We start from the raw sequence: 17,994 nt of genomic DNA, 5'->3' as shown, positions 1-17,994 counted from the left end.
CATATTGACACAGCCCCGCGCCCCTAGGTTGCGCTGGGCGCCGGACGTTTGAACATCCGCGTCGCCGTGATCTCGCTGTGTCCGCCTTCCCCGGCGGGAGCCTGCGGCAGTCCCGGCCGGAGGTGCTCCTCCACGCTGATGTACTTGAGCCCGGCCCGTAGATCCGCGTCATTGCGCAGCCGGATGACCAGCGGGAACTCGGCCAGTGCGGTCGTGTCGAACAGGCCCGTCGTGTAGAGGAGTTGGACACCGAGCGCATCCGACACGGCTCGCTGAAGCTCCAGCAGATATGTCGCGTTGGCCCGCCCGATGGGGTTGTCGAGGAACAGCGTGCCCGCGTGCCGGTGCTTGTCGCGCCCCCGGTCGTTGCTTCTGAGCGCGGCCATCGTGCAGTACAAGGCGATGGCCGCGGTGAGCAGCTGACCACCCGAGAACACATCGCCCATCTGCCCCACCGGCACCCGCTCCGCACGCAGCACCGCGTCCGGCTTGAGGATCTCGACGGCCACACCCTTCGGCTGCAGCGCCGCCGCGACTCCCCGCAGCAGCAAGGACATCCCGTCCCGCCGCAGATCGGAGTTCTTCTTCACCGCGGCCCGCGTCGCCTCGTCGATGACCTCGCCGAGCCGCTCGGTGAGCGTGGCCTGGTCGGGCTCTTCGAAGCGGATGCGCAGGAACTCCTGCCCGGACCACTCCCCCAGCCCTTCGGGCAACCGCGACAGCCGCTGGGCGGACCGCAGAGTCGCCAGCGCCGACTCGACGAGCCCGCGGAGCCGGTCCACGATCGAGTCCCGGTTCCGCTCCAGCTGCGCCAACTCATCGGTCAGCACCCGCAGTCGGGGCGCGAACGCGTCCGCCCACTTCTGCGCGTGCTCGGGCAGCGCGGCGGCGGGCAGTTCCCGGATCTGCTGCCGCGCAGGCGTCCGTACGTGCTCGTACCGCGTGGAGTTGGCATGCCGGACGAGCACATCGCTCGCCTCTCGTACGGCGGACTCGGCGGCGGACAGGTCGGCGGCGCAGCCCCGCAGGGAGCGCCGTGCCTCGGCGCCGGACTGGCGCGCCTCGTCCAGGCTGCCGGGATACGGCTCCTGCTCGTCCTGCTCCTCGTCCGAGGTGTGCTCGCGCAGCAGGTCACGCAGCATCGCGGCGATCTCGTCGAAGCCGCCGGCCGCGTCCTCGGCGGCCCGGTGGGCGTCGAGGAGTTCGGCGTGCGCCTCCCGGGCCTGGCTCAACGCCTCGGTGCGGGAGGCGAGTTCGGCGGTGGCGGTCCGCAGCAGGGCCTGCGCGTGCTCGGCGTCGCGGGGCACCAGCTCCTCGGGCAGCTCGGTGTGTGCCTCGCCGTCGTCGGGCGCGTGCCGCTCGGCCTCGCCGCGCAGCCGCCCCAGCTGTTCGCTCGCGCTGGACATCCGGGTCTCCAGAAGCTGCACCAGCTCCTCGGCCCGGGCTACGGCGGCCTGCCGGGAGGGCCCGTCGGACCCGTCCGGGGACTGAAGCAGCTGCTCCGCGCGCGTGCGGACCTTGTTGCTGAGCCGGTCGAGTTCGGCCCGCGCCGCACTCTCGTCGCTCTCCGCGCGGGCCTGCTCGGCCCGCAGATCGGCGTCGACGCCGACCTTCTCGTACAGCTGCGATGCGGCGCGATAGGCCTCGCGGAGGGCGGGAAGGGACGACGTCGGAGCATCCGGGTCGGCTTCCGGTACGTCGTCGGGGGCGCCCGCGATCTCGGCGCGCTCGGCGCGCAGCGCACGGGCGGTGCGGCGGGCGTCGTCGGCGGCGCGCTGGGCGGCACGCCGGTCCTCGTCGGCGGCCCGGGCGCGCTCCAGACAGGCCTGGGCACGGGCCTCCGACTCGGTCGCTTCGTCGGCGAGTTCGCGCAGTTTCACCTGCCAGCCGGACCGTTCACGCAGCCGGAAGGCGAGCCCGGCCAGGGCGTCGGCGGAGCGGCGGGCTCGTTGGGCGGCCTCCTGCCGCTCGTCCCGTACCTGTGCGGCCTCGGCGGCGGCTTCGTCGGCCTCCGCCCGGACGGTGCGCGCCTCGGCCAGCTCGGCCTCGGCCTCCTCGGCGAACGCGCGTGTCTCCCGGGCCGCCTCCGCCAGCTCGACCAGCCGTCCGGCCGGGCAGCCGGTACGCCAGGACGCCAGGCGCGCGGTCAGTTCCCGGTCCTTTCCGAGCCGTGCCGCGAGCGTCCGGATCTCCTCGTCCCGCTCGGTCGCCCGCGCCCGCAGCGCCTGCCGTTCCTCGTCGGCGGCCTGCTCGTCGTGCATGGCGGGGTTCGGCGGTACGAGGAAGACGTCGCCGCCGCTCGCGTCGGGTGCCGGAGTCGGGGCGAGCAGGGCGGCGGCCGTACCGACCGCGACGGCGGACCGCGGCAGCAGCGCCGCCTCGCTCAGCGCCTCGCGGGCACGCGCGTGCGTGGCCGGGTCGGTGATGATCACGCCGTCGACCAGCTCCGGCCGGGCGGCCAGCACGCGCGCGTGATCGGCGGGGTCCACGGCCTGCGCGAGATACCGCCATCCGGGCAGCGCCGGGATGCCGTGCTCGCCGAGGAACTCCACGGTGGCCAGCACGTCGGGCCCGGGCGGCAGCAGCCCGCCGTCACCGAGCGCGCCCAGGATCCGGGCGTCGTCGGCGGCAGCGGTCCGCAGCTCGAACAGCTGTCGCTCGGCGGAGGAGACGGCGACGTCGAGGAGCTGACGGAGGTCGTCGGCGCAGCGGTCGAGCTCCTCGGGGCTGAGGAGGCCTTGGGTGAGAGGGCGCGGGGTCGTCAGGCCGACCCGGGAACGCGGCTCGACGTCATCACCGTTCGCAGGCCTCGTGCCTCCGGCGGACGCACCATCTCCGCCTTCAACGGACGGGTCGCTTCCGGCGCGCGCGTCCCCGCCGCCATCCGCCCCGCCTCCACGACCCCGGCCAGCCACACCACCCGCGTCCCAGGAAGCCCCGCCGTCGCCCGCCTCGCCACCAACGCGTCCACCGGACACGCCACTCCCGGCACGAGCGGACCCGCCACCGTCCGCCCCGCCTCCACGACCCCGGCCAGCCGTACCACTCGCAGCCCACGAATCCCTGCCGTCGCCCGCCTCCCCACCGTCGCCTCCACCGGACACGCCACTCCCGGCCCGCGCGGACCCGCCACGTCCAGCCGCGTCGGAGCGCTCGCGTCCAGCCGCACCATCCGCCCCCGTCCGGGGCCCCGGCACCGTACCCACCGCCCCGGAGGCACCGGTCAGGCTCAGCAGCTCCGCCAGCCGCTCCTCCGCCGCGAGACCCTCGGCGAGGCGGCGTTCTGCCTCGTACGAGCGTTCCGCAGCCGTTGCCGCGTCTGCCGCGCGGGCCGCCGTGAGTTCCGCGCGGGACTCCGCCGAAGCCGCTTCCCGGGCGTGCTCGGTGGCCCGGTGGGATGCCTCGCGCGCGGTGTCCCAGGCGGCGACCGCCGTCTTCTCGGCGTCGCTGGCGGCGAGCGCGGCCCGCGCGGGATCGGCGTCGGGCGCGCTGTCGTCGAGCCAGCCCGCCCGCACCGCCTCCGCGGTCTCCTGCTCGACCTCGGACAGCCGCTGCCGCAGATGCCCCGCCTCGCTGCGGGCGCGCTGGGCCTCCGTGGCGGCGGAGGTGGAGTCCCGGTGGGCGGATTCGCTGACCTCCTGGAGCGCCGCGGACCGCTCCTCCCCTTCGTTGGCCAGGGCTTCGGCGCCGTCCGCGGCCGCGTGCAGGGCCCGTACGAGATCGACGGCGGCCTTGGCGCGCGAGGCGAGCGCCGGGGCGGCGTCACGCTCGGCCTCCTGGATGGCGGCCGCGACTCGGGCGACCCGGTCGGCGGCGGCGCGGTGCCGCAGCACCGCCTCGGCGGCCTGCCAGGCCGAGTGCAGGGTGCGCGCGTCGGCGAGTTCCCGCTTCTGCGCGGCGGCCGACTTCTCGGCGCCGGCGAGCGCCAACGACGCATGCCGGTAAGCGAGTTCGGCGGCGATCAGCGCACTGCGCTCCCGCGCGCCCTCGGCGTGCGTGACGGCCTGCGCGGCGCCGGTGACCCGCTGGGCGAGGTCGGCGGCGCGCACCCGCTCCTGCGCACCACGCGCGGACAGCCGCCGGGCCAGCGTCCGGGTCCGCCGCTCGGCACCGGCATGGATGTCACGCGCGCGTGCCCGCGCCTCGGCGGCCTCGACGATCCGCCCCAGCAGATCGACCGACCCGGCGGTGAAGTCGCGTTCGGCGATCAGTTCGGCCCGCCGCCCCAGCTTGTTGCCGAAGCCGCCGACCAGGTCGGCGAGACCGTCGGTGTCCCGCGTATCGGTCACCGCCCGCAGCAGGAGATCCGTGAAGTCGGAGTCCTTCTTGACCGCGAAGAGACCGGCCGCCTCGCCCTCGTCGGAGTTCATCTCCCGCTGGTAGCGGAAGAGTTCGGGGTCGAGACCGAGGTCGCCGAGATGCTCGATCCACCGGTCGTGGATCTCCTCCCAGTGCACCTCCAGATGCGGGTACGCCTTCCCGGCCTCGGTGAGGGCGTCCCGGAAGCCCTTCATGGTGCGCCGCCGCCCCTGCGCACCGGACGCGCCCTCGACGGACGGCCGTACGGCGGTGGACTCGGCGACCGGCAGATTGTCCAGGCTCAGCCCGGGCCCCGGCCGGAACGAGTACCAGGCCTCGGCGAACTTCCGCGGATCGTTCGAGACCTGCCGCCCGCGCCACTCGCTCACCTTGCCGACGACGACGCACTCGCCCGTCAGCACGTGCTGCCACTCCAGCGCCACATGCCCGCAGTCGTCCGCGAGCAGGAACTTGCGCAGCACACCGGAGCTGGCGCCGCCCAGCGTGTTCCGGTGTCCCGGCAGCATCACCGAGAAGATCAGTTTGAGCAGGACGGACTTGCCGCCGCCGTTCTCCAGGAAGAGCACACCGGCCGGCGCGGGCCGGCGCGGCGGGCCGACGGGCTCCTCCTCGAAGAACTCCGCCTGCGTGGGCGCGGGGTCGGGCACGGGCTCGCCGACTCCCCGCAGGTCAAGCACGGTGTCGGCGTAGCGCGCACCGGCCGGACCGATGGAGTAGAGGCGGACCCGGGACAGCTCGTACATGGCGGACTCTCGTAGTCGTGAAGGCAGTCGATGCGGTCAGGAGTGGAACGGCAGCCCGGCGTCGGCCACCAGCTCCGGGTCGTCGGACTCCTCGGCGGGCAGCAGCGTCGGCGTCCCGTCGGTGACCGGCACGACGCCCAGTTCCAGCAGCTCGGCCATGGCCGCACTGCCCGCCATGTCACGCACCTGGAGCTGATACCGGGCCGTCGTCCGATACGTCCCGCCGTTGTCGTCGCCCGTGCGCTGCAGAAACCCGGAGTCGGTCAGGAAGGCGACGGCCTTGCCGATGATGCCGGTCGTCGAACCAGCCAGTCTTCGCGCGTCCTTGGTGGCACCGGTCGCACTCCGTCTCACCCAGATCCGCCAGGCGGCCTCAAGGCCGGGCGCGTCCGTGGCCGGATCGGTGTTCTCCCCCCGCACCTCGGCCCGCTCCTCCAGCCGCCGACAGGCCTGCCGCACAAAGGCATCGACCCCGTTGACCGTGATCCGCCCGATGTACCCGTCATCAGCAAGGTCCTCGGGGCGCGGGAACGCCATGGCGGCAACGGCAAGATGAGCGAGCCCATGCAGGAACCGGTCCCCGGAGTCGGCGGAAGTCCGGCGGGCGTAATCCCCCATCCGCACGGCGAACACCGAGTCCTCGGCAGCGGTAACGGCCATCCCCGCGCGCGGGGACACCTCCAGCACGACGAGGCCGAGCCCGGCGGCAACGGCATCAGCAAGCCGAGCGAACGACGGATCCTCCCGATACCGCCGCAGCAACTCGGCATACTCCTGATCCCGCGCAGGCTGCAGTTTCGGCTGCAACCCAAAGGCAACGAGCCGAGCAGCGTCGGCGGCATCGGCAGGCGTGACGGCGGGCGCCACCGGCGCGGAGGCGGCAACCTCCACCTCACTCCAGTCGACGTGCTCGGTCACGATCGAAACTCCTCGGGCATCTGACAAACAGGGGGCAGAACAAGGCTTTTAGGGGCGCGGGGAACTGCGCGACCAGCCACAGACAACCCGCACCCGGCAGACATCACGCAGCCTCACTCCGATCCGCCGCCATCCCCACCGCATCCAACAAAGCCGTCCCCACGATGAGGTCAGCACCCCCGAACTCGGGATCCTCCAGCTCGGTCCCGTCGTCCACGGCGAACAGCAGCTTCTCCTCCCCCTGCCGATACGCCGTACCAACAGGCGGACTAGCCGCATGAACAGCCAACAGGGCCACCAGATAAGGCAACTCAGGATCCAGCCGACGCGCGTCGACCAGCAACCCCGACAACCGCCGGGGCGCATCCGCAGGCAGATCAAGCAGCTCCATCGCCGCAGCCAGCTGCTCCTCACTGAACCGACTGTCATCCGGCGTGGCAATGAGATCCGGCTCAGGCATCTCCGCGCCGAGATGCTCCCGCTCCACCGGCGGAGTCAGCAGTATGTCCACAAGGTCCCCCACCCGAACGGACACCGGAGTACGCAACCCGGTCCCGCGAGCGAAGAACGCATCCGTGACCCGAACCGCCCGCTCCAGCTCCAGCGGCAGCACCGGCGCGACAAGATGCCCATACAGATCGATCCCCGACGACGCCATCGGCGTGGCGAACGCCTGCCGGTCCTGCTCGGCCCGGAACAGCGGCCCGGCCTCAAGCAGTCGCGACTGCAACTGCGTATGCCGTCGAATGCAGTCCTTCACGATGTCGACCAACTCGGCCGCACGCCGCTTGTGTTCGGGGTCCTCCGACCCGTCCCGCGCCTTGCGGATGTTCGTGAGGATCGCGTTCTCGTGCCGATAGCGGTCGGCGACATGCTCGAGCGCCTCGGCGATCATGTCGGGCACGGCACTGAGCCAGTCGACGGCGCGCACATTGCGCCGGGTGGCATCCAGCGCCCGCCGCAGCGTCTCGGAGTACTGCACGGTCCGATACCGGGCCTGCTCGGCGGCGAGCTGTGCATCCGCGAGCCGGCCCCGGTTGATCAGCACCTCCAACTTGACCTCGGCGGCGATCTGGGCGCTGGTGACGTCGGTGTCGAGGGCGCCGACCAGCACATTGACGGCTTCGTCCGTCGTACGGAGATAGACGCTGCCGCCGGGCCCCGGCACCTCCTCGATCAGCTTGAAGTCGTAGTCCCGCCGGACATACGTACCGTCCGGCGCGAAGGTCCCGTAAACCGCGCGAAAGCCGCGATCGACGCTGCCGACATTGATCAGGTTCTCCAGCACCCACCGGGCCACCCGCTCATGTTCGACGACGGGCCGCTGCGGGGCCTGCGCGGCGATACGCGGGATGAGCCGGGCAACGATCTGGTCGTGGTCGGCGCCGGTGTCGAAGTCCATGTTCAGCGTGACGAGGTCGATGGCGGAGAGGGCGACCTCGGCCATGCCGTACACCGAGTACTCGCCCGCGAGATTGGCCTTGCGGGCATCCAGGTCGTGCAGCGGCGCGGTGCAGGCGAGCGCGCGCAGCCGCCGCGCCAGTCCCTCGTCGGCGGCCGGGCCCAGAGCTGGGCGCGGCCCCGCGGTGAACTGGGGCGGAACACGGTCCGTCGATGCAGGCGAAGTCACGGTGCACAGACTAAGTCCTCGGTCTGACAACGCCCCAAACGACTCAGATGGGCTCCGGCGTCACGGTTGTCACACCCCCCGGACCTGCTAGTTGTCAGACCCCCGGGCCTGCTATCCGTCCTCGCCCACCCGCCGCAGATACACCTCGACCACCCGCTCCAGCGAGTCGTCGAGATAGACCGCGAGCAGCTTCTCGGCCTCGACCGGCTCGCCCGCCTGCAGCGCCTGGAGGATCTGCAGATTGCGCGCGAGGTACGGCTCATGCAGCCGCCTCGGATCGTCCACGACATGGAACGCCAGCCGCAGCTCGGCGAAGACGCTCCGCATCAGTTCGTCGGTGCGCTCGCTGCCGGCGAGCGCGACCAGCTCCCGGTGGAAGTGGATGTTGGCCGTACCCAGCCCTTTCCAGTCACCTTCGCGCGCCGCCCGCTGCCCTTCGGCGACGGCCTCCGCGAGCCCGTCCAGCACGTACGGCGGTTCGCCGAGTCCTCGGACGACGGCGCACTCGACCAGGCCGCGGGTGCGGTAGATGTCCTCGACGTCCTCGACGGTCAGCACCCGGACGAAGACGCCCCGGTTCAGCTCGTGGACGAGCAGCCGTTCATGGGTGAGCAGCCGGAACGCCTCGCGCAGCGTGTTGCGGGAGACGCCGAGCGCGCCGCCGATGCTGTCCTCCGACAGCCGCGTCCCGGGCGGGAAATAGCCCTCGGCGATCCGGCTCCTGAGGATGTCCGAGACCCGTTCCGCGGTGCTGGTGCGCCCGAGGAGGGCGCGGTCGTCGGCCAGTCCCGACAGTTGCTCTGCCATGCCTGGAATTCAACCGCAGACACAAGAACGAAACAACATAGGTATTGAGGGATCGTTGAACGATCCTCTACCTTGCTACGAACGGCGTCACCGTCCCGCTCACGACAGCGCCGATGGCTTCCGCACGGCCCGGCTCAGTCCTCACGCACTCTCCGTCCTCCCTCTGCGAGGTGCCCATGAGCACGACCCCTCCACCGCAGGCCCTGACCAGCGACGCCCACCCGGCCACAGCTGAAAACACCGCCGACGACGGCGCGTTGGGCTGGCTGCGCGCCCTGGGTCCGCGCGGCCGCCGCGCTTTCGCCGGCGCGTTCGGCGGCTACGCCCTCGACTCCTACGACTACTTCACACTGCCGCTGAGCATGGTCGCGCTGGCCGCGTACTTCGGCCTGAACAGCGGCCAGACCGGCCTGTTCACCACCGTGACGCTGCTGGCGTCCGGCATCGGCGGCGCCCTCGCGGGCGTGATGGCCGACCGGTTCGGCCGGGTCAGGGCACTGATGATCACGGTGATCACCTACGCGGTCTTCACCGTCGCCTGCGGTTTCGCCCCCAACTTCGAGTCCCTGCTGGTCTTCCGCGCCCTCCAGGGCCTCGGCTTCGGCGGTGAGTGGGCGGTCGGCGCGATCCTGGTCGCCGAGTACGCGAGCGCCAAGCACCGGGGCCGCACGCTCGGCGCGATCCAGAGCTCCTGGGCGGTCGGCTGGGCGCTGGCCGCGATCATGTACACGCTGGTGTTCTCCGTCGTGGACGACGATCTGGCCTGGCGCGTGATGTTCTGGACCGGAGCGCTGCCCGCACTGCTCGTCGTCTGGATGCGGCGCAGGGTGCAGGACGCGCCCGAAGCGATGGCGGTACGGCAGAAGAGCGCGGGCAAGGGCTCCTTCAAGGCGATCTTCAAGCCCGACCTGCTCCGCACCACGATCTTCGCGATGCTGCTGTCCACCGGCGTCCAGGGCGGCTACTACACGCTGGCCACCTGGGTGCCGACGTACCTGAAGACCGATCGCGGCCTGTCGGTCGTCAACACCGGCGGCTATCTGACGTTCCTGATCTCCGGCGCCTTCCTCGGCTATCTGACCGGCGGTTACCTCACCGACCGGCTCGGCCGCCGGCGCAACATCTGGCTCTTCGCGCTGCTGTCCGCGGTCTGCATCGTGGCGTACGGGAACATCCCGAGCGGCGCCAACACCCTGCTCCTGGTACTCGGTTTCCCGCTCGGGTTCTGTATGTCGGCGATCTTCAGCGGCTTCGGTTCCTTCCTGAGCGAGCTGTACCCGACCGCGGTGCGCGGCGCGGGACAGGGCTTCACCTACAACGCCGGTCGCGCTGTGGGCGCCATCTTCCCCACCACGGTCGGCTTCCTGGCCGACAGCTGGGGCGTGGGCGGAGCGCTGGTCTTCGGGGCGATCGGATACGGGGTCGCAGCGCTGGCGCTGTTCGGACTGCCCGAGACGCGCGGGAAGGAGCTGGTGTGAACCGCACGGAAGACCGCCCTTTGGCCCTCGTCGACGGGCACGCGCACGCGTGGAGCCCGAACAACGCCCGCACCCGTTTCCGCGCGGGTCTGACGGGCCCCACCGCCGGGGTCGCCGCGGGCCACACGCAGGCCAATCTGATCGCGGTGCCCGCGGAGTGGGCGTACGACCTGGTGGTGTTCTGCCAGCGCAACCCGAAGCCGTGTCCGGTGCTCGACATCACGGATGCCGGTTCCTTCACGACCGTCCTCGCGGACGGCGCCGACCTGCGCACCGATCTGCCGCGCTACCGGGTGTGGGAGAACGGCGAGTTGGTGGACGAGCCGACCGATGTGCGCGGACACTGGCGGGACGATCTGGTGTCGGTGCTGATCGGGTGCAGCTTCACCTTCGAGTGGGCGCTGGCCGAGGCGGGGGTCCCGATCCGCCACCTCGAACAGGGCCGCAACGTCCCGATGTACGTGACCGGCCGTCAGTGCCGTCCGGCGGGGCGGCTGCACGGCCCCCTGGTGGTGTCCATGCGCCCGGTGCCACCGGCACACCTGGCGGCGGCGATCCGGGAGAGCAGTCTGCTCCCGGCGGTGCACGGCAGCCCCGTGCACTGCGGCGATCCGTCGGGGCTCGGCATCGGCGACCTCGCCCGTCCCGACTTCGGAGACCCGGTGGACATCGCCCCGGACGACATCCCGGTGTTCTGGGCCTGCGGAGTGACTCCGCAGGCCGCGGTGATGGCCTCACGACCGCCGTTTGCCATCACCCACGCACCGGGCCAGATGTTCGTCACCGACGCCCGCGACGAGCAGTTCCGCGTGGGATGAACAGCAGTGGGATGAACGGCAGCACGAGAACCAGAGGAGACCGATGACCGCGATCGATCTGAACGCCGACCTCGGCGAGGGCTTCGGCCGTTGGCGGCTCACCGACGACGAGCAGTTGCTGTCCGTCGTCACCAGCGCCAACGTTGCCTGCGGCTTCCACGCCGGGGACGCGGTCACCATGCGGCGCGTGTGCGAGCTGGCGGCCGAGCGCGGGGTACGGATCGGGGCACAGGTCGCCTACCGGGATCTGGCGGGGTTCGGGCGGCGCGCGATGGACGTGCCGCCCGCGGAGCTGGCGGCCGAAGTGGCGTACCAGATCGGCGCCCTCGAGGTGTTCGCGCGCGCGGCGGGCACGCGCGTGTCGTACGTCAAGCCGCACGGCGCGCTCTACAACCGCGTCGTGCACGACGAGGAGCAGGCCGGCGCGGTCGTCGACGGCGTGCTCCTCGCGGACGCCTCGCTGCACGTGCTCGGGCTGCCCGGCTCCCGGCTGCTGGAGCTGGCCGGGAAGGCCGGACTCCCGGCCGTCACGGAGGCGTTCGCGGACCGGGCGTACACCGACGAGGGCACGCTCGTCCCACGCGGGCAGGACGGCGCCGTGGTCACCGACCCGGACACCGTCGTGGAACGCTCGGTGGGGCTGGCCCGCTTCGGCGTCGTCACGTCCCACTCCGGGGCGCAGATCGACGTACGGGCCCAGTCCTTGTGCCTGCACGGCGACACCCCCGGCGCGGTGGAGCTGGCCCGCCGGGTCCGGGAGAAACTCCAGGAGTCGGGTGTCCGGGTGGAGGCCTTCATATGAGGGTGCTGCCCGTCGGTGACGGCGCCCTGCTCGTCGAGGTCGCTTCCGGGGACGAGGCACAGGCCCTGCACGCGGAGCTGCTGCGGCGCCGCGCGGAGGGCTCCCTCTCCGTGGGCGAGATCGTTCCCGCTGCCCGTACGGTCCTGCTCGACGGCCTCGCCGACCCGACCCGGCTGGCCGCCGAACTGACCGCCACCGAAGCACTTCCCGCTCCCCCACGCGCGCGTGACGTGATCGAGCTCCCGGTGCGCTACGACGGCCCGGACCTGGCCGACGTGGCGGCGCACTGGGGTGTGCCCGAGCGGGAGGTGGCCCGTATCCACGCGGAGACCGAATTCCGCGTCGCCTTCTGCGGTTTCGCGCCCGGCTTCGGCTACCTGTCCGGTCTGCCGGAACGCTACGACGTCCCACGCCGGGCCACGCCGCGCACTGCCGTCCCCGCCGGCGCGGTCGGTCTCGCGGGCCCCTACACCGGCGTCTACCCGCGCTCGTCGCCCGGTGGCTGGCAGCTGATCGGCACCACGGACGCCGTGCTGTGGGACCACGCGCGCGTGCCGGCCGCGCTGCTGTCACCGGGCACGCCCGTTCGCTTCGTTCCGGTGGGGCCCTCATGACGGACCGTGCGCTGGTCGTCGTACGGGCCGGTGCCCTGACCACCGTGCAGGACCGCGGACGTCCCGGGCACGCCCACCTCGGCGTGCCCCGCTCCGGCGCCCTGGACGGGCCCGCTGCGGCCCTCGTCAACCGCCTCGTCGGCAATCCCCCCGAGGCCGCCGTACTGGAAACCACCCTCAACGGCTGCGCCGTACGCCCTCGTTCGACGGTCACCGCGGCGGTCGGGGGCGCCCCCTGCCCCGTCACCGTGGACGGCCGCCCCGTCGCCTGGGGCACACCGGTACGCATTCCGGCAGGCTCGGTGCTGGACATCGGCTCCGCCGTCTCCGGCGTACGCAGCTACCTCGCCGTCGCCGGCGGCATCGCCGTCGACCCCGTGCTCGGCAGCCGCTCCACGGACCTGCTCTCCGGCCTCGGCCCACCACCCCTCACGGACGGCACGGTGCTGCCCCTGGGACAACCCCTCACGCCGCACGCGCGCGTGGACGCAACTCCCCACCCGGCGCCTCCGGCCGAACTGATCCTGCACGTAACCCTCGGCCCGCGCGACGACTGGTTCACCCAGGACGCGATCCACACCTTCACCTCAAGGCCGTACCGCGTCTCCACCTCCAGCAACCGCATCGGCCTACGCACCGAAGGCCCCGCCCTGGAACGAGCCCTGCCTGGCGAACTCCCCAGCGAGGGAATGGTGCTGGGCGCGGTCCAGGTACCCCCCGACGGCCGCCCAGTGATCTTCCTGGCCGACCACCCGACCACCGGGGGCTACCCAGTGATAGCGGTAGTCCGCCCCTCCGACCTCCCACCCGCAGCCCAGGCAGCCCCCGGAACCCCGGTCCGCTTCATACCCGTACGCCGCCACTGACCCCCTGCGGTCGGGGCCTTACAAACGCCGGGGGCGAACCGCGCCCCGTCAGGGGCGCGGGGAACTGCGCGACCAGCCACAACAAACCCGCAGACTCAAACGGCGCCCACCCGCCCCGGCTAAGCCGCATCCGGCTCAGGCCGCTGCTCCAACTCCATCGACAACGCCGCCAACGCAGCAGACACCGCATGCGCCGCCCGCAGATCGAGCTTCGCACTCGTCCCGCGCGCCCGGTGCCGCATCTCATCGGCGGCCAGCGTCAACAAGTTGGGCAACAGATCGGTGCACCGCCGGATCACCCAAGCCGTACCCGCCGTGGCCAGCCACAGCAGGCTCGCCGACTTGGTCGGCGGCGCGAACTCCGGCGCGGGCGAGGGCGCGAACCCCTTCGCGACACCCCGCTCGGCCAGCAGCCCGTGGAACCGCAACGCCAGCTCCCGATGCCCCCGCTCGCTGGGGTGCAGCCGGTCCGCGCTCCAGATCGCCCGGTCCTGGGCCCACTCCTCCTCGGCGGCATGCAGATGCACCGCGCCGTACCGCTCGGACAGGGCGTGGACCACCGTGTTGACCGCGCGCTGCCGCCGAGCCAGCGGGCGGGCCAGTGATCCGGGCAGCCTCAGCATCGAACCGGGGTCGGGCAGACAGGCGGTGAGGACGATCGTGCCCTGGGCGGCGAAGGCCGCGTACACCTTGTCGAGCCGTTCGGCCACGGCGTGTATGTCGAAGGTGTACCGCAGCGTGTCGTTGACGCCGATGACGACGGACGCCACGTCGGGCCGCAGGTCCAGCGCGGCGGGCAGCTGACGCTCCAGCACATCACGCGTCTGCGCCCCGCTCACGGCGAGGTTGGTGAACTGCGCGGGCTCCACGCTGAGCCCGTCGGCGAGCAGCGCGGCCCAGCCGCGCCAGACCTTCCCGACGGGATCGCCCACCCCTTCGGTGAGCGAATCCCCAAGGGAGACGAAACGCAGCGGTCTCATGTCACACGCTCCGGCACGACCCGGTGCACCTGTCCTGTCACCACCGCGTCGTGCGCGGCGAGGAACGATTCGACCGCCGCGCCCCATCCGAAACACTCGGCACGCGCGCGTGCGGCCTCCCGGCGGTCCACCTCGGACCGCTCCAGCAGCATGTCCACGGCGTCCGCGAAGGCCGCTCCGCGGTCCGCGGCGGTGGCCCCGGCGGAGCCGATCACCTCCGGCAGCGCCGACGAGGCGCTCGCCACCACGGGCGTGCCGCAGGCCATCGCCTCCAGCGCGGCCAGCCCGAACGTCTCGGCGGGCCCGGGCGCCAGGCACACATCGGCGGACGCCTGGAGCGCGCCCAGCGCGCCCTTGTCGTTGAGGTGCCCCAGGAAGGTGACCGGAAGCGAACGCTCCCGCGCCCGCTGCTCGAGACGCTCCCGCAGGGGACCGTCACCGGCCACCACCAGCCGCACCCGGCGCCCGCGCCGGACCAGCTCGTCGACGGCGTCGATCGCGGTGCTGGGCCGCTTCTCCACCGACAGCCGGGAGCACATCACGAGCAGAATCTCGTCCACACGCGCGTACTCCTCGCGCAGACCCGCATCCCGCAGTGCGGGGTGCCGTTCCATCACATCGACGCCCAGCGGGGCCCGTACGACATTGCGCGCCCCGATCCGCACGAACTCCCGCTCGGCGAACTCGGTGGTGCACACGACCCGCGAGTAGGTGTGCGCCGTACGGACGTTGAGGGCGTCGGCGGTCCGCCGGGACAGGTTCTCCGACAGGCCCCAGGTGCGCAGTACGCCGTCGGCGGTCTCGTGGGAGACCATCACGGCGGGGACCCGGGCGCGACGCGCCCACTTGCCGGTCCAGCGCAGGGTCGTACGGTCGGAGACCTCCAGGCGGTCGGGACCCAGCTCCTCCAGGAGCTTGGCCACACGTCGCTTGTCGATGAGCACGCGGTAGCCGCCGGTGCCGGGCAGCAGCGGCCCGGGCAGGGTGATCACCCTGCCCTGCTCGGTCTCCCGGTCGGAGTACCGCTCACCCGGCACGATCAGCACCGGCTCGTGCCCGGCCGCCTTGAACCCCTTGCCGAGCTCGCGCAGGGCGGTGCGCAGGCCGCCTGAGGCGGGCGCGACGAAGTTCGCCAGCCGGACGATGCGCAGTGACTCGTTCATGCCGCCACCACCGTCTTGTTCCGTGTCTTGAGCACCTGGGCATAGTGCCCGATGAGCTGGTCTCCGACAGCCGCCCAGGTGCGGCCCTCGACCATGTCGCGCGCTGCGGTGCCGTACGCGCTGCGCAGCGCGGGGTCGGCAGCCAGCTTCTGCACCGCCTCCCGTACGGCGGCCGCGTCACGCGGCGGCACCAGCAGCCCGGTGCGCTCGTGGGCGACCAGGTCCAGCGGACCGCCCGCGGCGGGCGCGATGACGGGCACACCGCTCGCCATGGCCTCCTGGACGGTCTGGCAGAACGTCTCGAAGGGGCCGGTGTGCGCGAACACGTCGAAGGAGGCGAAGATCCGGGCCAGGTCGTCGCCGGTGCGGCGGCCCAGGAAGACAGCTCCCGGCAGCGCCTCGGCCAGGTTCGGCTGGCTGGGGCCGTCGCCCACGATCACGACGCGGACTCCGGGCAGCTCGCAGGCACCGGCGAGCAGCTCGATGTGCTTCTCGGGGGCGAGCCGCCCGACGTAGCCGACGATCAGCTCGCCGTTCGGTGCGAGTTCCCGGCGCAGCGCCTCGTCCCGGAGGTCGGGGCGGAAGCGGACAGTGTCCACGCCGCGCGGCCACAGCTTCACCCGGGGCACGCTGTGCGCCTCCAGGTCGCGCAGGGACACGCTGGACGGCGCGAGGGTGAGGTCGGCGGCGGAGTGGACGGAGCGGATACGACGCCAGGCCGCGGCCTCGCCGGCGCCGACGTAGGTGCGGGCGTAGCCGGCCAGGTCGGTCTGGTAGATGGCCACGGCGGGGATGCCGAGCCGGGCGGCGGCGGCCATGCCGCGGACGCCGAGGATGAAGGGGCTGGCCAGGTGGACGATGTCCGCGCGGTGCTCGATGAGCGCGGCGGCGAGGCGTCGGCTGGGGAGAGCGACGCGCACCTGGGGATAGCCGGGGAGCGGTAGGGAGGGGACATGGACAACGGGGCACGGCGCGAGGCCGGCCACCTTGTTCCCGGGAGCGGGAGCGGGAGCGACGACGAGTGGAGCGTGACCGCGATCGACGAGGTGTCGGGCGGTCTGGAGCGCGCAGTGGGCCACGCCGTTCACGTCGGGGGGAAAGGATTCGGTCACGATGACGACACGCATACCCGTGTTGTCGCCGTACTGGACGTGGCCGCGTCAACGTGGATCTTTCCCGGCGGCGAACGACTCGTGAGCGTTCCGCTGTCCACCCAAGCAGGCCAGATCCCGTCCACACGACCCAGACACGCGAGTCATCCCGTGTTCACACAGCGGGCGCGTCGGGGCCGATCCGGCTGCGTACGGCTGTCTGGACCTCGGCCTCCTCGGCCGGGTCCGCGGCGAGCCTGCGCAGTTGGTCCACGACCCGGGCGTCGCCGGTCTCGGCGTGCCGGGCGGCGATCTCGCGGGTGGATTCCTCGCAGTCCCAGAGGCATTCGACGGCGAACCCGGCGGGGAAGGAGGGATCGGTGGCGGCGAGGGCCCGGGCGGCCCTGCCGCGTAGATGGGATGACGCCGTCTCACGGTAGATATGCCGCAATACGGGCGCGGCACAGACGATTTCAAGCCGCCCGGCGCCGTCCACCAGGGTCCACAGAGTCGGCGCGTCGGGCCCTTCACCCCGCACGGCCTCCCGCAGCGCCCCCAGAACCAGGTCCCGGTCCCCGGCGCCCCCACGGCACGCGAGTACCCGCCCGGCGGCGGCACCCAGGACGTCGGGCCGCCGGGCCCAGCCTCGGGCCCGGTCGACGGCGGCAATACTGCGCATACGTTCGAATGTGCCGACGGCGGCCTCCACGACGGCCGTCGAGCCGGTGGCCACGGCACGCTCGATCAGGTCGAGGGCATCCGGATCGTTGCTGTCGGCGAGATAGCGCAGCGCGGTGCAGCGGGCGCCCTCGGTGCCGTCCTTGGCGGCGGCGACGATATCCGGCCGGTCCTCGGGGCCGGCCACGGCGGTGAGACAGCGGGCGGCCGGAACATGCAGCGCCACTCCGCGCTCCACGCCCTCCTGGGCCCACTCGAAGACGGCCTGCACGCTCCACCCGGGACGCGGTCCGGTCGGGCTCATCTGACGCTGCCAGCGGTCGAAACAGCCGGTCTCCTGGGCGGCACGCACGCGCGTGGAGATCGATTCGCGCGGATCCTCGGCCCACAGGCGCCATGGCCGTGGCTCGAAGGCGTCCCGCACGGTGGCGGCCAGCTCGGCCTCGCCCTCGGCATCGGCGGGGAAACGCGCCAGGACGGGGGCCGCGAGGGCACGCAGTCCGGCGTCGTCGTCCCGCAGGGCGAGCTCGTCCAGCGCCCAGGCCCAGTTGGAGCCCGTGGCGGCATACCTGCGCAGCAGCTCCAGGGCGTCCCGCCGGCCGTACGAGGCGAGGTGACCGAGGACGGCCAGGGCCAGCCCGGTGCGTGACTCCTCGGTGTCGAGGGTGTCCTCGACGTCGAAGAGGTGGGCCTCGATCTCGTCCAGCTCGCCGTTCAGGTCGAGGTAGAGACGGGCGTAGTACAGCGAGCGGTTCTCCACCTGCCAGTCGTGGCGGGGGTCGTGCAGCACGCAGTGATTCAGTGCCGCGAGCGCTTCGGCGCGCGGGGCGGTGAGCGCGTGCAGCGTGCCGTCGCCGCGGCCCCGCTGGAGCAGGCCGAGCAGCGTACCGCTGGGCGCTATGACCGGATCGAACATGGGAAACAGCCTCACATCAAGCGTCGACGCAACCGGGATCTTGCTCTACCTGGCCGCGTGACAACACGTCGGGGCGCCCGCCGTTTCCTGCTTGCTGTAAGCCATCTTCCTCTGCCTCTCGTTGGTGGGCCCGTGCGGACCGCTCACGGCCCGCGCGGTGCGGCAACATC

The 17,994-nt window shown here is 72.3% G+C and carries 13 protein-coding genes; 5 read left to right on the top strand and 8 right to left on the bottom strand.

What is annotated here, in order from left to right; all coding sequences use genetic code 11:
- Positions 1-23: 23 nt before the first annotated feature.
- From OG828_RS40670 to OG828_RS40655, 4 genes are all read right to left on the bottom strand, one after another.
- A complete protein-coding gene (locus tag OG828_RS40670; RefSeq protein ID WP_328503971.1) occupies positions 24-5,063 on the bottom strand; it encodes a hypothetical protein in 5,040 nt (1,679 codons plus the stop codon).
- Between the two features lie 36 nt (positions 5,064-5,099).
- The gene (locus tag OG828_RS40665) at positions 5,100-5,981 is read right to left on the bottom strand and encodes a hypothetical protein (RefSeq protein ID WP_328441617.1); all 882 of its coding nucleotides are present in this window, start codon (positions 5,979-5,981) and stop codon (positions 5,100-5,102) included.
- Positions 5,982-6,084: 103 nt separating this feature from the next.
- Positions 6,085-7,611: a hypothetical protein gene (locus OG828_RS40660; protein WP_328503970.1), complete on the bottom strand. Its 1,527-nt coding sequence runs from the start codon at positions 7,609-7,611 to the stop codon at positions 6,085-6,087.
- A gap of 111 nt (positions 7,612-7,722) precedes the next feature.
- Complete coding sequence (locus OG828_RS40655) at positions 7,723-8,418, bottom strand: GntR family transcriptional regulator (RefSeq protein WP_328368430.1); 696 nt, start codon at positions 8,416-8,418, stop codon at positions 7,723-7,725.
- Positions 8,419-8,594: 176 nt separating this feature from the next.
- On the opposite strand from OG828_RS40655, the gene OG828_RS40650 reads away from it, so the two are divergent.
- Genes OG828_RS40650 through OG828_RS40630 form a run of 5 tightly spaced genes read left to right on the top strand, consistent with a single transcriptional unit; the run spans position 8,595 to position 12,996 of the window.
- A complete protein-coding gene (locus tag OG828_RS40650) occupies positions 8,595-9,896 on the top strand; it encodes an MFS transporter (RefSeq protein ID WP_328441615.1) in 1,302 nt (433 codons plus the stop codon).
- Positions 9,893-10,714, top strand: coding sequence for a putative hydro-lyase (locus OG828_RS40645; RefSeq protein WP_328503969.1), 822 nt, complete (start codon positions 9,893-9,895; stop codon positions 10,712-10,714). Before OG828_RS40650 ends, OG828_RS40645 begins: the two co-directional genes overlap by 4 nt.
- Positions 10,715-10,757: 43 nt before the next feature.
- Entirely contained in the window at positions 10,758-11,516 is a 759-nt protein-coding gene (locus OG828_RS40640) for a LamB/YcsF family protein (protein ID WP_328503968.1), read from the top strand.
- Entirely contained in the window at positions 11,513-12,130 is a 618-nt protein-coding gene (gene pxpB / locus OG828_RS40635) for a 5-oxoprolinase subunit PxpB (protein ID WP_328441612.1), read from the top strand. Before OG828_RS40640 ends, pxpB begins: the two co-directional genes overlap by 4 nt.
- Positions 12,127-12,996 carry a biotin-dependent carboxyltransferase family protein gene (locus OG828_RS40630; protein ID WP_328503967.1) on the top strand — a complete coding sequence of 290 codons (870 nt, stop codon included), beginning with the start codon at positions 12,127-12,129 and terminating at the stop codon, positions 12,994-12,996. The genes pxpB and OG828_RS40630 overlap by 4 nt, the downstream gene beginning before the upstream one ends.
- Positions 12,997-13,115: 119 nt before the next feature.
- Here the strand turns inward: OG828_RS40630 and OG828_RS40625 are convergent, their stop codons facing one another.
- The 4 genes from OG828_RS40625 to OG828_RS40610 all read right to left on the bottom strand — a co-directional run bounded on the left by OG828_RS40625 (position 13,116) and on the right by OG828_RS40610 (position 17,824).
- Positions 13,116-13,976: an SGNH/GDSL hydrolase family protein gene (locus tag OG828_RS40625; RefSeq protein WP_328368415.1), complete on the bottom strand. Its 861-nt coding sequence runs from the start codon at positions 13,974-13,976 to the stop codon at positions 13,116-13,118.
- Positions 13,973-15,139: a glycosyltransferase gene (locus tag OG828_RS40620; protein WP_328503966.1), complete on the bottom strand. Its 1,167-nt coding sequence runs from the start codon at positions 15,137-15,139 to the stop codon at positions 13,973-13,975. Before OG828_RS40620 ends, OG828_RS40625 begins: the two co-directional genes overlap by 4 nt.
- Complete coding sequence (locus OG828_RS40615; protein WP_328503965.1) at positions 15,136-16,266, bottom strand: glycosyltransferase family 4 protein; 1,131 nt, start codon at positions 16,264-16,266, stop codon at positions 15,136-15,138. Before OG828_RS40615 ends, OG828_RS40620 begins: the two co-directional genes overlap by 4 nt.
- A 139-nt stretch (positions 16,267-16,405) precedes the next feature.
- Positions 16,406-17,824, bottom strand: coding sequence for a HEAT repeat domain-containing protein (locus OG828_RS40610; protein WP_328503964.1), 1,419 nt, complete (start codon positions 17,822-17,824; stop codon positions 16,406-16,408).
- Between the last annotated feature and the right edge of the window lie 170 nt (positions 17,825-17,994).

It is taken from the genome of Streptomyces sp. NBC_00457 (assembly GCF_036014015.1).
Classification (GTDB): domain Bacteria; phylum Actinomycetota; class Actinomycetes; order Streptomycetales; family Streptomycetaceae; genus Streptomyces.
The sequence above is the reverse complement of the archived record's forward strand: the minus strand, read 5'-3'. Positions and strand labels throughout refer to the sequence as shown.